The sequence below is a fragment of the uncultured Imperialibacter sp. genome (assembly GCF_963974565.1).
Lineage (GTDB): Bacteria > Bacteroidota > Bacteroidia > Cytophagales > Cyclobacteriaceae > Imperialibacter > Imperialibacter roseus.
The window spans coordinates 226,371-240,174 of the sequence record NZ_CAXBCJ010000001.1; the positions used below are offsets into that span (position 1 = coordinate 226,371).

The following is a 13,804-nucleotide window of genomic DNA, read 5'->3' on the forward strand; positions in this document are numbered from 1 at the left end:
TTCATGTGAATTGAAAAGCCACTTCCAGCCCGATACCCTATTTTTGTGACTCACCATCCAAACCATGTTCAAGCAATCAGGGTACGTAATACTATTGGCGTTAGCGGCATTTTCCTGCAAAACTAGCAGGCTGGCTTCAACGGTGGATAACACCCCTGCTCCAGTTGCGAAAGACACGGTTGTTGTGTCGGCACCGGCCCCGGTGTACGTAACCTCAAAGGGTGACACGCTTGAAAAAATTGGTGAGGAGATAGCCCTTGAAGTATTCGAAGTAGTGCCCGACACATTGACCGTTATTGGCGTGGGCGACATTATGCTGGGAACAGCATATCCCTCTGAAGAGTATCTGCCACCAGCAAATGGCAGCATGCTGTTGAGCGATGTAGCAGACATATTGAAGAATGCAGATATTACTTTCGGCAACTACGAAGGAGTGCTTATTGACGAAGAAGGTACACCCAAGGAATGTAACAATCCAAAGCTCTGCTATCTCTTCAAGACACCGGAACACTATGCAGTTCATTTGAAAGAAGCTGGCTTCGATGTGATGAGCCTGGCCAATAACCACGCTGGTGATTTTGGCCCGGAAGGCCGAAAAAGCTCCATCGAAGTGCTTACGAAGTTGGGTATTGCCGTAGCAGGCACTCAATCAACGCCCTACACAATCTTCGAAGCTAAAAAGACCAAAATAGGTTTTGCAGCCTTCGCACCCAACACAGGTACCATCAGCATTCACGACTATGCACGGGCCAGGAAGATCATTCAACACCTTGACTCAACGTGCCAGATAGTGATTGTTTCTTTCCACGCAGGTGGTGAGGGGCCAGAATTTCAGCACGTTACCCGAAAAAGAGAGTCATTTGTAGGTGAAGACAGGGGTAATGTGTATGAATTTGCCCGGTTGGTTATTGACGCCGGTGCCGACATCGTTTTTGGCCATGGCCCACATGTAACCAGAGCTATTGACCTTTACGAAGGAAAATTTATTGCGTACAGCATGGGCAATTTTTGCACCTATCGCCGGTTTAACCTTAAGGGTCCCAATGGCATCGCCCCCATTGTAAAGCTATGGGTAAATGGAGAGGGTGATTTTCTGCAGGGCCAGATATTCTCCACTCACCAGCTGGGCTCAGGGGGGCCACTGGTCGACGAGAATCAGAAAGTGCTTCGTAAAATAAAAGAGCTAACCTTGCAGGACTTTCCTGATACAGCATTGGAAATTTTAGATGATGGTTTGATCACTTTTAAAATCAATAATTAACGTGCCATACAAAGAAAAAGAGATCGAGAAAAAATACTACACCATCGGCGAGGTAGCTGACATGATGGATGTAGCCACTTCCCTGATTCGGTTTTGGGAGACTGAATTCGACATCATCAAACCCAAGAAAAATCGAAAGGGAAACAGACAGTTCACCAAAGAAGACCTCGAAAATGTAAAGCTGATTTACCACCTGGTAAAAGAAAAGGGCTATACCCTGCAGGGAGCACGGGATTTTTTGAAAACAAACGCAAAAAAAGCGAAGGATACACTGGAAATGATTGATGGATTGAAGAATGTCAGGTCTTTCCTCGTTAAATTAAGAGGCGAGTTAGAACAGAAAGATTGACAGAAGAAAAGTTATATCAATTAGCCCTCCAATTGGTTCCGGGAGTTGGGCCCCGCATGGCACGCATGCTCATCAGTCATCTGGGATCAGCCTCTTCTATTTTTAAAACGCCTAAAGGAAAACTAAAAAAGATCAACGGCATTGGAGAGAAAACAGCTGAAGCCCTGATTCAGGCCGACCTTTTAAAAGAAGCCGAGAAAGTGCTGGAGAGCTGCGAAAAGCAGGATACCGAAGCCATATTTTTTACCGATGAGGCCTATCCTGAGCGGCTGAAACACATCTACGATGCCCCCCTGATAATTTTCAAAAAGGGGGCTGGAACACTGGACACAACAAAGGCGGTGGCTATTGTTGGCACCAGAAGTGCCACCGATTATGGCAGGGAGGTTACCCGTGAAATTATTCAATCGCTTATTCCCTACAATCCGCTTATCGTCAGCGGCCTGGCCTACGGCATCGACATAGAAGCCCACAGGGCAGCACTTGACAACGCTCTTTCTACATTTGGCGTAATGGCCTCTGGCACTGATGTCATATACCCGTCGGTGCACAAACAAACAGCACACAAAATGCTTGAAAAGGGCGGTTTGGTGACAGAGTATGCGCCCGGAACCAAACCTGAAGCGTCGTTCTTTCCGGCACGAAACAGGATCATAGCCGGCCTGGCCGAAGCGGTGATAGTGGTAGAAGCCGCCAGCCGTGGTGGTGCGCTTATCACAGCCGAAATTGCCAATTCCTATGACCGGGAGGTGCTCGCTATACCCGGCAACCTGGGCAATAGTTTTTCAGAGGGCTGCAACAAGCTTATAGAACAACAGAAAGCCCACATCTACACGTCAGCCGAAAGTCTTGCTTCTCTGCTCAATTGGGATCTTGCTTCATCCACAAAAAAGAAGACCGCAACCAAGCCGCCGGCCCTAAGCGAAATGGCTTCCAAAATATGGGATTCGCTGGAGAAACAGCCCAATGGCATCCATTTGGACACTTTGAGCTGGAACACACAAATACCGATTCATCAACTAGCCTCCGAATTGCTAAATTTGGAGTTTGAGGGTTTTGTTAAGTCCCTCCCTGGAAAGCAGTTTAAACTTATCAGGTAAAAACACTTAAAAATGGCAGACCATTATCAGGTATTAGGTGTTCAGTACGGTGCCACGCAAGCGCAAATAAAGGCTGCCTACCGGAAATTGGCACTCAAATACCACCCTGACAGAAACCCGGGGGATACAGATGCCGAGGAGAGGTTCAAGCAGGTTGCGGAAGCTTACCGGGTACTTTCCAGCGGTGGTGCTACGTTTACATACGAGCAATTCAGTCAACCGAAACCACCCTCACCCTCATCCGGTTCCCCAAGAGATCGTGACCCCTATTTTAAAAGGAACAAAGCACGAGCACGGAAGCCGCCGGAGCCAACCGCCTTCTCCAGAAGAACCAAGATAATGGGGAGTGCCTTCATGGCTCTTCTGGTAATATTGGTTGTCGCTATACCAATGACGCTGCAGGTGTACGCCTCCATTCATAACTACAAGGAGGGCAAAGCACTCTATGACCGCAAGCAGTGGGTGCCCGCACTAAAACAGCTAGAGTATGCCTACCGGGGCGTAGGCGTCAGAAACCTTGAAACCGCCAGGTTAATCACCAGGCTGATGACCGAAAACCTGAAGTTTTTCAATCAGGCGTTACCCCACATCAGCAGGGGGCTCAGTTACTCCGAAACAGCAGCAGACAGTGCTTTCTTTTATCTAAAAAAGGGCATTGCACTTAAAAATTCATCAAGGTTTGATGAAGCCGACAGCGCTTTTTACAGCGCCTTAACGAAACAACCAAATTGGGACAGCGCCTACTACTACCTGGGTGAAGTCAGCACATTTGGCAAGCAAGACTATGAAAACGGCGTCAGGCACTTCTCTCATGCTCTTGAAATCAACCCCGATTATTCCGACTGCTTTATGGGGCGGGGCTATTGCCACTATCAGCTCAAAAACTTCGATATTGCTGTTCTTGACTTCAATTCATTTCTCAAATATTCGAGCAAAGACAGAGGCACTGGCTTCTACCTCAGAGGAATGGCTCTTCTTGAAACTGAGTACCCTGAGCTTGCCTGCCGGGACTTTTTGGAGGCCGAAAAGCTGGGATCGAAGGGCGGGAAGGATGCCTGGTTAAAATTCTGCCAGTAATACTCAGTAAATAACAAGGTTTTTCGATATAATTCTTATATTCGGATTGACCGAACCTATGTACAGATACTTTACTCTGCTCTTTTTCACTTTTTTGCCCTGCATTTCTTTTGCTCAAAATGGCTTTGGGGCATTCGCCGGGGTTCACGGTGGGGTTTTCTTCCCATCGGCTGACAACGTTTCCAGTGTGTATAAAAACGACGTCTTTCCTATTGGCTTCCACGCAGGTGTAGGGCAAAACTGGTTTTATCTAACCGCCAAGTATCAAAAATACAAAACCGATGGCACTCCGGAAGTCATCAATACTGCCAATGTTAGTCTTTCACCAACGGCTGCGTGGCAGCAAAGCATGCAATTTTACGGCGCCCGCTGGTACTTGTCACGAAACCGCATTAATCTTTTTACTGAAATTGGCTATTGTGCTTTCAAAAGCCAGGAAACGATCGATGTTAATAATCCGGCATATGCGGAATTCAATAGTCAAACAGAGCTTAAGTCTTCCGGGATTGGTCTGGTCTTCGGTATCGAAAAGGATATTTTCCGATACATGTCGATAAATGCTCAAGTTGAATGGATGAACGCCAACTACAAGGAAAACCTGCCTGGTTTAGCTGGCAGTTCGTCTAAAATGGGTGGCGTTTTACTTGGGCTTGCGCTAAATGCTAAAATTGAAACCATCGCAGACTTTAGCAGATGAGAAATCTCCAGCTACTTTTTTTACTTACACTTCTGGGCCTCTTCTCCTGCACCGACACACCAATAAACCCAGTGGAGGAAATTCCTGACGAATTTAAAGATTTGAAATCTATTCGGCTCAACCCGTCAGGGGACACCACGGTGCTTGTCCAGTATTCTAACACAAAAACTGTTGCTGCAATAGGCGAGTTTGTGGTGGCGCAGTTTGATACGCTGGAGGTAGCCGGTCTCCTCAGTAAAAAAACGCAAATAACCATCACATACGATACTACTTACAGGACGATAGATGCCATGAAACTGGAATGGTCATCCTCTGATAATTCGGTAGTAACAGTAGAAAATGGCGTGGTAACTCCAATAGGTGGTGGCGACGCTGACGTCCGCTGCAGACTCGCTTCAAAGCAAATCACTTCAAATTCCAGCCATTTTAACGTTGTTGGACTTCCCTTCCTCAGCATTGATTCTCCAGGAGACCAGCTCGTGTTTACTTCAGAAGGCATCGTCAGTGGCCACGTCGCTACTGATGCTTTACTATACATTCAGGGGGAACCAGCTTCGTTCGATCCGTCTGGCTATTTTGAGCAAGTTGTGCAATTACCTATTGATGGTGTAAACTCGGTGGTAGTAAAAGCAACAGACGCAATTGTACCTGAGGCTTTTACTGTGAAAACTAAAAAATACACCCGGGCCACGCCCGAAACAATCCTTGGCAATTGGGCCGGCACCGCTTCCGACGGATCAGATTTCACCTTCACCGTGACGCTAAGCACAACCGACCCCGATGAGTTTGACGCCAGCGGGCTCTACAACTGGAAGGTGCTGCCACCACTTGACGTCACGAGAACCAACATCCCTTTTAGTTTCAAAATAGACAAATACGGTAATTTCGTAGGTAACTTTAGCTGGTCACGAAGTGGAGCTGTGGCAGACGTAGTCTACCGGGGGATAGTTAGTTCAACGACAGGTTCTGCCGGAACTATCAGATATGACGGATCTTGGGATGGAGTCACCCTCAGAAGAACAAGTACCTGGACTGCCACAAAAATTCAGTGATCCTCAGCTGAATACTTTTTGGCACATCAACAAAGATTTCGAGAGTTCCGAAGAGTTGTAAATCAGTTTGTGATTATGCGTGATCAGGTAGTCAACTACAATTTCCGTAGCAATATTCCCGACGAGGTCGTCTTCCGCCATGGGACAACCGCCGTAGCCATTGATGGCTCCATCCATTCGTCGGCACCCGGCCTGATACACAGCTACTATCTTCTCCCACGCCGATTCCTTTGTCGAATGTAAATGAGCACCAAACTCGATATGGGGAAACGCTGGGATGACCTCCTGAAACAAAGCTTTGATATTAGCCGGCGACGAAACGCCGATTGTGTCGGACAACGAAATAATTTCAATGCCCATTGCATCCAGCTTATTAACAAACTCCGCCACAAGACTCGGCTCATACGGATCGCCATAGGGATTACCAAACCCCATGGAAAGGTATACCACCAACACCTTATCGTATTTGGAACACAGGTTTTGAGTCTCCTGAACTGTGTCTAATGCCTCCGAAATAGACTTGTTCGTGTTTTTTTGCTGGAAGGTCTCTGAGAGTGAAAGTGGAAACCCCAGATAATGAATTTCCGGATGCTGGCAGGCCTCATCGGCCCCTCTCAGGTTGGCAACGATGGCCAATAACTTTGTCGGGGAATTGGAAAGGTCAAGCTGTGAAAGCACTTCCGCTGTGTCCCTCATTTGCGGGATAGCTTTGGGAGAAACAAAACTCCCAAAGTCTATCGTATCAAAGCCTACCTTAAGCAGTTGATTGATGTAATCAACTTTACTTTGCGTGGGAATAAAGCTTTTCCAGCCTTGCATCGCATCCCGGGGGCATTCAATAATCTTCATGATGTTAGTTTCATTTTAATTACAACAAAACATAATCCTTATCTGCTGGTTAGGTGTGGTATGAATGCAGGGCTGAATCCCCAGCGCAGCGTAGTCTCAAAGTTTCAAACATGAGCAAAACAGAACTCAAAAAGTACAAAAATATACATGGCGAAAATATAATCATTTTGTATTCAGGAGACATGACTTTTGAACTACTTAATGCCATTACCGCTTGCCTGGAAAACAAGCTTACTTCACTTGAAGAGGAAAAAAAGGTAAAAAAGAGGTTTTACTCTGTGGCAATGGAGTGTTTGCAGAATCTCTATTACCATATCGAGGAAGTAGCGCCTGATAATGAAAATATTACCAAAATAGACGCAAAGTCAGTCACTGTGGTAGTGTATATGCTGAAACGTCACTTTGTCATTCAAACAAGCAACTTCGTCTCGCACTTGAAAGAGCAGGAAATCGGAAGAAAAATCGATGAAATAAATAGCAAAAGTGCCGAGGAGCTCAGGCAGCTGTATCTGAATAAACTATCCGAACAAGGGTTCAGCGAAAAGGGCACGGCGGGTCTTGGGTACATTGAGATTGCCCGAAAAACAACACAGAAGCTGGAATATCTATTCCAGAAAATAAATGACAGCTACTCCCTCTTTACTCTCACGGCTAGGATTCCCAGGACTGAAATAGTTGATCGACAAAATTTAACAAAGTAACCACGATGAAAGATCTGTTTCTACAGGAGAGATCCAAGCTTGATGACTTCAATAACAAACTGGATCAGAAAAAGCTTAAATACGAAGATGTCAGGCTTATTTCTAAAGACTACTCAGGCGTATTAGATCAAATAACGCTGGTAACAAAAGTAAGTGACAGGCTTCAGCGAAAGCTGGCAGAGGCCAATAATGAGATTGGATCAAAAAACGAGGAAATTAAAGCAAAAAATGAAGAGCTGGAGGAAACGCTAATCAACCTGGCAAAGGCCAAACTTGGGAAGAAGGCCAGTTCGGTCATGCTATCAGTAGGTTTACTGTTACTGGTATTGGAAGAGTACCTGCTGGATGATTATTTGAATACAATCAACATGGGCTTCGTAATCGACCTGTCAATTAAAGTTATGATCGCTGTTGGCATGAAACTTCTTGAATCCCGTCTGGAGAATTATTTCATGACCCGTGAAAAGAAAAAAATAATCCGGGACAGGGAGAGAGTTGAAGTATCCAAGAAATTAAAACCGAGCCTCAACGATCTGAGCCTGGCGGAACTGGAACGAACCTGAATTCGAGCGGTAAAAGCTCACTGTAATCCTCCCCGGATTCTAGTATATCTTCATCATCGTCATCATAAATCCAGTTGACAATAACTTGCTTACCGCTAGAACTAACTGATACCAGTTTTCGGAAAATGTCGTAAAGGCACTTGGCGCTGCTGGTGTTAAAGTATACCAGACGAATATTCGCCTCCAGCTTTTGTGAACCCTCCAGAGCATATTGTTCAAGAATTCGATAGGTGCTTTGATAAAAATCTAACGAATTCTCAGGGGTGGAAACTCCACTGATGCTGAATGAAGCAACGTTCGGGTCGAACGAGATATCCGGGGTGTATTTCGTTCCCGTGATATTGAATCTTTTCATAGTCAAAGGCTGGATGTTGTACTAGTTAGTATCGAACTTGTATATAGCCTCGCTCATTCGGCATCAATTGCCTGCTGAACGGTATCAAAGTACTCTATTCTTAATTTGCTAAGAACTTCGTCAGGAAACTGCTTTAGCAGAGGCTTTCTCGCAGCCTCAACCGATTTTTTGAACCAGTCTATCTCAGGAAGGACTTTGAAATGTTTGTGAAGTCCGTACTCGAGCATTTTTGTTTTCCACTCTGTAAAGTACCATTTCATAGATGGTTGGTGAAAAGTTTTGAGTGACGACTTATCGAAAACAAATTTTGTAAAGCCGCCTTTCATCACCTCCTCTGCCAGCACCTGAAATGTCTCTTTAAAGTTCAAAATTGGCACATACCCCACTTTCATATTACACAAGACTATCCCCCTCTCAGGTGCTACGTAACACCTGGCAAATTCACTTTCAAAAACCTTAGTAAAACCTTCAATCTCCATAATGCTTCTTTATATGTGTAGTAACATTTACTGTTTTGTATTGTTTAACAATTTGTTGAGCGGGATGAAAAAAATTTTAAACAAATCCTGACACAAATCATTATTACTTAAATCGTTTTCGATGACCGAAAATTTAATAACTCTAACGCACAGCTTTCTCGAAGCCTACCCAGGGGCAAAAGGGGCAACATTGCAAAGTCTTGAAACTTCACTAGATATTAGTGTCGGTGAAAATACTGAGATCATAAGATCTCTGAATGAGATGACCATACTTGGGATTGATGAGTCATTTGACATTGAGTTCTCATATATTTTTAGCGATCATGGCACTGTTATCGTTTTTTTTATAGATCCTACCACATTTCTATCTGTTTTCACCACCGATGAGTTTCCTAATAAGGCGTTGGCTAAACAGATGTTCGACACCTACCAAAAAGTATTTCTTAATGAATTTACGTCTGAAAATCAAACAAGATGACCACAGTTGAATTGGTAGAGAATGTTCGTAATCATTTTCCAGAAGTGAAAGATGCAGGCTTTATCATCGACGAAAAACTGGACATCTATCTTCAGAGAAGTGATACCGATCCTGATGTCCTGGAGGGAATCATTATGCGGCTATACTTTTCCGCCAATGATGATGAGAAGGCAATTAGATATTTCATTAATCAATACAATGACGGCAAGTATATTTACTGTACCCGTCTAAATGATAATATTTGGTTTTTTCTACTGAGTACCGCAGAAGCATTCTCAAAACTCCATTTTTATCTGAAATTCTTACTTCCTGACAATGAGAGCCTCCAAGTGGATAGAAGCCAGCTTTCAGACAAAGGCGCATCATCAGACAAGTTCGGATCTGCTAAAAGAATTCAGGAAATGCTGTTTCAACACCCCGGGAAGTTTCTTGGAGAGGAACAAACTATTTTATGGCACCAGCCAAAAGATAAAATAGGCGGCGACTACTATTGGAGTAAACAAACGAAAGAAGCAATATGGGTTGCAATAGGAGATTGCACCGGTCATTCCGTGGAAGGCGCTCTCGCTACGGTAAGTATTCTTTCAATTATCAATCAAATTTTTGACGATGGAATGAAGCCCCATCAGCTCATAAAAAAATTATACTCCAGCCTTAACAACATGCAGCATCAAAAACTGGCTGAGGGATACGGTATTGGAAATGAAATGATTGTATTCAAATTCAACCTTCAGTCAAATGAAGTGCAATATTCCGGCACGGGCCTCCCAGTTTATGTAATAGGCTCTAAATTTCAGTTTCTAAAAATGAAAAGTGCTCATTTTGAACCCGATAGGGTACTTCGATACTTGCGATCCCGGCGCTTGGTACTTAAGCCCGGCACCACCATTTTTACTCATTCCGACGGCTTAACTGATCAACTTAGCAGAACAGGTAAAAAAATGGGCAGAGTAAGATTAGCTGAGGCCCTTCGCTCAACAACTCCATTATCCGCTAACGCTATTTCCCAAATATTCAACAATTGGAGGGAGCAAGCAGATCAAACTGACGATATTGTGGTGTTCGGATTTTCAAAATGAAAATCAAAACAAGGCAGATGCAATGTCCTTCACCGACTCAGCACGGCTCATGGTGTAGTAGTGCAGCACCGGCACTCCGCTGGCCATCAATTCTTTCGACTGATTAATACACCATTCAATACCCACCGCTTTGGCAGCCTTATTGTCCTTGCATTTTTCCAGTTCATTCACCAGGTCGTTGGGCAAGTTGATGAAAAACGACCGAGGTAATGCCGTCATTTGACGGACAGAGGTAATCGGCTTGAGGCCGGGAATAATGGGCACTGTTATGCCTTCTTCCCTGCACTTTTTCTCAAAAGCAAAAAACTCGTTGTTGTCAAAAAACATTTGAGTAACAATATACTGCGCTCCCATTTCAACTTTTCGCTTCAGATGGCGAATGTCCGTCGACAGGTTAGGCGCTTCGAAATGTTTTTCAGGGTACCCTGCCACTCCGATGCAAAAATTGGTGTGGTTGCCTTCCGTTTCCTCGTGGAGGTAACGACCATTATTCATATTGATCACCTGCTCCAGCAGTTCCGAAGCATATCTGTGCCCGTTGGGATCCGCTACGAAGGCCCCCTCCGACTTAATTGGGTCACCCCTTAACACCAGCACGTTATCAATACCAAGAAAGTCCAGGTCAATAAGTGCATCCTCAGTTTCATCTTTACTGAATCCTCCACAAATAATATGAGGAACTGCGTCGATTTTAAACCTATTGATAATGGCGGCGCAAATACCGACTGTGCCGGGTCTTTTTCTGATCGTCACCTTCTCCAAAAGCCCGTCCTGGCGTTTTTTGTACATGTACTCCTCCCTGTGGTAAGTTACATCTACAAAAGGAGGCTTAAACTCCATCAGGGGTTCTATAGTATCGATGATCGCCTGCATACTCTGCCCTTTTAGCGGAGGCAAAATCTCAAAAGAGAACAGGGTTTTCTTAGCGTTGTTAATATGATCTACTACTTTCATTTTTCAGCTATTGCAGCACTTCGGGTTACTCTGAAGTGTTTTTGATTAAATATTGTAATTGAGATTTGGCGCTAACCATTTTTCCATGTCTTCCAAAGAAAAGCCTTTGCGCTGTGCATATTCCTCTACCTGATCCTTTTCTACTTTGCCCAAACCAAAATACTTCGAATCAGGATGTGAGAAGTAAAAACCGCTTACCGCAGCCGCAGGGTACATGGCAAAAGACTCTGTAAGGATGATGCCAGTCTTTTTTTCTACATCCAGCAGGTCAAACAAAAGCCTCTTTTCCGTGTGGTCAGGACAGGCGGGGTAGCCCGGTGCCGGACGAATGCCGGCATAATCCTCCTTGATGAGCCGTTCGGTATCTAGTTTTTCATCTGGTGAATAGCCCCATAGCTCCTTCCTTACTTTTTCATGAAGCAATTCTGCAAAAGCCTCAGCCAACCGATCAGCAAGCGCTTTGGCCATGATGCTATTGTAGTCATCCTGATCCGCTTCGTATTTCTTGACGATAACGTCGAGCCCGTCGCCGGCTGTCACTGCGAATCCTCCCATATAGTCTTGCTTGCCAGTCTCTGCCGGCGCAACAAAATCGGCCAGGCTCAGGTTGGGCACCGTTGCTGCCTTTTTGCCCTGCTGGCGAAGGAAATGGAACGTGGTAAGCTCTTTTCCTGACTCATCCAAAATCCTCACATCTTCATGATCAACCGCTGTAGCTGGAAACAAGCCAACGATGCCATGGGCCTTCAGAGAGCCTTTAGCTATGATCTCGTCAAGCATGGCATTGGCATCGTTGTAGAGCTTTCTGGCCTCTTCGCCCACTACTTCATTGTCAAAAATAGCCGGATATTTCCCTTTCAGCATCCAGGTAGAGAAAAATGGCGTCCAGTCGATGTAGGGCCTTATCTCTTCGAGAGAATAATTCTTGAATACACTAACGCCCAGTGCATTTGGTTTCTTCGGTACAAAATCATCCCAATTGACAGGTGCCTTTTTCTTTCTCGCTTCAGCTATCGAAATGTAGTTCTTCTCCTTCTGCCTGCCAGCGTGGTCTGTTCTTGCTTCGTCATATTCCTTTCGAATTTTACTGGCAAAAGCTTCTCTCGTATCCGGACTTATGAGCTCGCTGGCTACGGGCACACTTTTGGATGCATCGAGCACGTGAACCACCGGCCCTGAGTAGTTGGGAGCAATTTTTACTGCTGTGTGAATACGGGAGGTGGTAGCCCCACCAATAAGCAATGGTGTTTTCATTCCCATTCTCTCCATTTCTTTGGCCACATGCACCATTTCGTCGAGTGATGGCGTAATCAAACCACTGAGGCCAATCACATCGGCCTTTTCACGAACAGCAGCTTCCAGGATTTTTTCGGCTGGCACCATCACACCCAGGTCGACAATGTCGAAGTTGTTACAAGCCAGCACCACACCTACTATGTTCTTACCGATGTCGTGAACGTCGCCCTTCACCGTGGCAAGAAGTATTTTTGCATTAGAGGACGTATTTCCTGTTCTTCTTTTCTCTTCTTCCATGAAAGGAATCAGGTAGGCCACCGACTTTTTCATTACTCTGGCACTTTTCACCACCTGGGGAAGAAACATTTTCCCTTCGCCAAAAAGATCGCCCACGATATTCATACCTGCCATCAAAGGCCCTTCAATTACTTTCAAGGGGCTTTGGTACTTGGCCCGAGCCTCTTCTGTATCGGCCTCCACAAACTCAACAATTCCTTTTACCAGTGCATGGCTTAATCTCTCCTCAACACTGCCCTTCCGCCATGCATCGTCCACCACTTTCACTTTGCCTTTCGACTTCACTGTCTCGGCAAACTCCAGCATTCTTTCGGTGGCATCTGGTCTGCGGTTAAGCAGCACGTCTTCTACTCTCTCTAAAAGGTCTTTGGGAATCTCATCGTAGACTTCAATCTGTCCGGCATTTACGATGCCCATATCAAGGCCGTGCTTGATGCCATGATAAAGAAACACAGTATGCATGGCTTCACGAACCGAGTCATTGCCTCTGAATGAGAAGGAAACGTTACTAATACCACCGCTTACCCGGGCATGAGGCAGGTTCTCTTTGATCCATTTGGTGGCCCTGAAAAAATCGAGCGCATTGTTGTTATGCTCGTCCATGCCCGTGGCGACAGGAAACACATTGGGGTCAAAAATGATATCTTCAGGAGGAAAATTAATTTTATCGACCAAAAGACGGTAACAACGCTCACAAATTTCAATACGGCGCTCGTAGGAGTCGGCCTGACCATCCTCGTCGAAAGCCATTACTACCACGGCGGCACCGTAACGTTTTACCTTTTTAGCCTGATCAAGGAACTCCTTCTCGCCTGCTTTCAAGCTAATGGAATTAACAATACCCTTGCCTTGCAAGCATTTTAGTCCAGCTTCAATAATATGCCACTTAGAAGAGTCAATCATAAACGGCACTCTGGCGATCTCCGGCTCGGCAGCCAGTAGGTTGACGAAGGTCACCATGGCCTTTTCGCCATCGAGCATGCCCTCATCCATATTGATATCGACGATTTGTGCGCCGTTTTGTACTTGCTCCAGGGCTATGCTAACAGCCTCTTCATAGTTACCCTCCAGGATCAATCGTGCGAACTTCTTGCTACCGGTTACGTTAGTCCGCTCGCCAATATTCACAAAGTTCGTCTCCTGATTGATAATGAGGGGTTCCAGGCCACTGAGCTTGAGTGGGCGAGGGTTGTTGGCGGCAATTCCACCGTCCACAGTTTCTTCGACTTTACTTGACATCTGTTAGTTTCTGTTGTAAAAATCCTCCGAGCCCTTAT

15 protein-coding genes are annotated in these 13,804 nt (G+C 45.3%); 10 read left to right on the top strand and 5 right to left on the bottom strand.

The genetic code is table 11. The features are described 5' to 3' along the window. The first annotated feature begins 64 nt into the window (after positions 1-64). Genes AAC052_RS01055 through AAC052_RS01080 form a run of 6 tightly spaced genes read left to right on the top strand, consistent with a single transcriptional unit; the run spans position 65 to position 5,536 of the window. A complete protein-coding gene (locus AAC052_RS01055) occupies positions 65-1,261 on the top strand; it encodes a CapA family protein (protein ID WP_317490374.1) in 1,197 nt (398 codons plus the stop codon). A gap of 1 nt (position 1,262) precedes the next feature. Next, complete coding sequence (locus AAC052_RS01060; RefSeq protein ID WP_152000468.1) at positions 1,263-1,610, top strand: MerR family transcriptional regulator; 348 nt, start codon at positions 1,263-1,265, stop codon at positions 1,608-1,610. Beyond that, a complete protein-coding gene (gene dprA, locus AAC052_RS01065) occupies positions 1,607-2,710 on the top strand; it encodes a DNA-processing protein DprA (protein WP_339810264.1) in 1,104 nt (367 codons plus the stop codon). Before AAC052_RS01060 ends, dprA begins: the two co-directional genes overlap by 4 nt. Before the next feature lie 12 nt (positions 2,711-2,722). After that, entirely contained in the window at positions 2,723-3,787 is a 1,065-nt protein-coding gene (locus tag AAC052_RS01070; RefSeq protein ID WP_339810265.1) for a DnaJ domain-containing protein, read from the top strand. 58 nt (positions 3,788-3,845) lie between these two features. Next, positions 3,846-4,484: a hypothetical protein gene (locus AAC052_RS01075; protein WP_339810266.1), complete on the top strand. Its 639-nt coding sequence runs from the start codon at positions 3,846-3,848 to the stop codon at positions 4,482-4,484. Further along, a complete protein-coding gene (locus AAC052_RS01080) occupies positions 4,481-5,536 on the top strand; it encodes a hypothetical protein (protein ID WP_339810267.1) in 1,056 nt (351 codons plus the stop codon). Before AAC052_RS01075 ends, AAC052_RS01080 begins: the two co-directional genes overlap by 4 nt. 3 nt (positions 5,537-5,539) lie before the next feature. Here AAC052_RS01080 and AAC052_RS01085 read toward each other — a convergent pair whose 3' ends face one another. Next, entirely contained in the window at positions 5,540-6,385 is an 846-nt protein-coding gene (locus tag AAC052_RS01085) for a hydroxymethylglutaryl-CoA lyase (RefSeq protein ID WP_339810268.1), read from the bottom strand. Between the two features lie 110 nt (positions 6,386-6,495). On the opposite strand from AAC052_RS01085, the gene AAC052_RS01090 reads away from it, so the two are divergent. Further along, a complete protein-coding gene (locus tag AAC052_RS01090; RefSeq protein WP_317490368.1) occupies positions 6,496-7,086 on the top strand; it encodes a SiaB family protein kinase in 591 nt (196 codons plus the stop codon). Between the two features lie 5 nt (positions 7,087-7,091). Continuing rightward, positions 7,092-7,649, top strand: a complete 558-nt coding sequence (locus AAC052_RS01095; protein ID WP_317490367.1) for a hypothetical protein — start codon at positions 7,092-7,094, stop codon at positions 7,647-7,649. Here AAC052_RS01095 and AAC052_RS01100 read toward each other — a convergent pair. Together AAC052_RS01100 and AAC052_RS01105 are read right to left on the bottom strand one after the other, a co-directional pair. After that, positions 7,612-8,004, bottom strand: coding sequence for a DUF1987 domain-containing protein (locus tag AAC052_RS01100; RefSeq protein ID WP_317492343.1), 393 nt, complete (start codon positions 8,002-8,004; stop codon positions 7,612-7,614). The genes AAC052_RS01095 and AAC052_RS01100 overlap by 38 nt on opposite strands. A 53-nt stretch (positions 8,005-8,057) precedes the next feature. Then, positions 8,058-8,483, bottom strand: a complete 426-nt coding sequence (locus AAC052_RS01105) for a hypothetical protein (protein ID WP_317490366.1) — start codon at positions 8,481-8,483, stop codon at positions 8,058-8,060. 121 nt (positions 8,484-8,604) lie between these two features. Here AAC052_RS01105 and AAC052_RS01110 point away from each other — a divergent pair, with 121 nt between their 5' ends. Together AAC052_RS01110 and AAC052_RS01115 are read left to right on the top strand one after the other, a co-directional pair. Continuing rightward, entirely contained in the window at positions 8,605-8,961 is a 357-nt protein-coding gene (locus tag AAC052_RS01110; RefSeq protein ID WP_317490365.1) for a hypothetical protein, read from the top strand. Continuing rightward, positions 8,958-10,040, top strand: coding sequence for a PP2C family protein-serine/threonine phosphatase (locus AAC052_RS01115; RefSeq protein ID WP_317490364.1), 1,083 nt, complete (start codon positions 8,958-8,960; stop codon positions 10,038-10,040). The genes AAC052_RS01110 and AAC052_RS01115 overlap by 4 nt, the downstream gene beginning before the upstream one ends. Positions 10,041-10,043: 3 nt before the next feature. On the opposite strand, the gene metF is transcribed toward AAC052_RS01115, so the two are convergent. Both metF and metH read right to left on the bottom strand, forming a co-directional pair. Beyond that, positions 10,044-10,994: a methylenetetrahydrofolate reductase [NAD(P)H] gene (metF, locus tag AAC052_RS01120; protein WP_317490363.1), complete on the bottom strand. Its 951-nt coding sequence runs from the start codon at positions 10,992-10,994 to the stop codon at positions 10,044-10,046. A 45-nt stretch (positions 10,995-11,039) separates the two neighbouring features. Beyond that, positions 11,040-13,766, bottom strand: coding sequence for a methionine synthase (metH, locus tag AAC052_RS01125; RefSeq protein ID WP_317490362.1), 2,727 nt, complete (start codon positions 13,764-13,766; stop codon positions 11,040-11,042). Positions 13,767-13,804: the final 38 nt, after the last annotated feature.

Coding starts and splice junctions, on each gene's coding strand:
- AAC052_RS01055 (WP_317490374.1), top strand. CDS start 65: ATGTTCAAGCAATCAGGGTACGTAATACTATTGGCGTTAGCGGCATTT.
- AAC052_RS01070 (WP_339810265.1), top strand. CDS start 2,723: ATGGCAGACCATTATCAGGTATTAGGTGTTCAGTACGGTGCCACGCAA.
- AAC052_RS01075 (WP_339810266.1), top strand. CDS start 3,846: ATGTACAGATACTTTACTCTGCTCTTTTTCACTTTTTTGCCCTGCATT.
- AAC052_RS01080 (WP_339810267.1), top strand. CDS start 4,481: ATGAGAAATCTCCAGCTACTTTTTTTACTTACACTTCTGGGCCTCTTC.
- AAC052_RS01085 (WP_339810268.1), bottom strand. CDS start 6,385: ATGAAGATTATTGAATGCCCCCGGGATGCGATGCAAGGCTGGAAAAGC.
- AAC052_RS01090 (WP_317490368.1), top strand. CDS start 6,496: ATGAGCAAAACAGAACTCAAAAAGTACAAAAATATACATGGCGAAAAT.
- AAC052_RS01095 (WP_317490367.1), top strand. CDS start 7,092: ATGAAAGATCTGTTTCTACAGGAGAGATCCAAGCTTGATGACTTCAAT.
- AAC052_RS01100 (WP_317492343.1), bottom strand. CDS start 8,004: ATGAAAAGATTCAATATCACGGGAACGAAATACACCCCGGATATCTCG.
- AAC052_RS01105 (WP_317490366.1), bottom strand. CDS start 8,483: ATGGAGATTGAAGGTTTTACTAAGGTTTTTGAAAGTGAATTTGCCAGG.
- AAC052_RS01110 (WP_317490365.1), top strand. CDS start 8,605: ATGACCGAAAATTTAATAACTCTAACGCACAGCTTTCTCGAAGCCTAC.
- AAC052_RS01115 (WP_317490364.1), top strand. CDS start 8,958: ATGACCACAGTTGAATTGGTAGAGAATGTTCGTAATCATTTTCCAGAA.
- metF (WP_317490363.1), bottom strand. CDS start 10,994: ATGAAAGTAGTAGATCATATTAACAACGCTAAGAAAACCCTGTTCTCT.
- metH (WP_317490362.1), bottom strand. CDS start 13,766: ATGTCAAGTAAAGTCGAAGAAACTGTGGACGGTGGAATTGCCGCCAAC.